The following is a 292-nucleotide window of genomic DNA, read 5'->3' as shown; positions in this document are numbered from 1 at the left end:
GTACGGGCACCATCACCTGGCTAGAGGCTTTTCTTGGCAGTGTGAGATCATGACCTTCGCTACTGTAATTTTCACTCCCCATCACAGCTCAGCCTTACGATGTGCGGATTTGCCTACACATCAGCCTCACTGCTTGGACAGGCATCCATCAGCCTGCGTCACTACCCTACTGCGTCCCCCCATTGCTCATAACGGCTTACGGTGGTACAGGAATTTCGACCTGTTGTCCTTCGACTACGCCTTTCGGCCTCGCCTTAGGTCCCGACTTACCCTGAGCGGACGAGCCTTCCTC

At 55.1% G+C, this 292-nt stretch carries 1 rRNA gene; it reads right to left on the bottom strand.

Annotation, left to right across the window (positions count from 1 at the left end):
* Window positions 1-292 (bottom strand): 23S ribosomal RNA (locus HP552_RS00085); the annotation flags it as partial.

Source organism: Paenibacillus xylanilyticus, from assembly GCF_013359935.1.
In the GTDB taxonomy this organism is placed as follows: Bacteria; Bacillota; Bacilli; order Paenibacillales; family Paenibacillaceae; genus Paenibacillus; species Paenibacillus xylanilyticus.
Note: the sequence above shows the minus strand (reverse complement) of the source record. Positions and strands in the feature narration are given on the sequence as shown.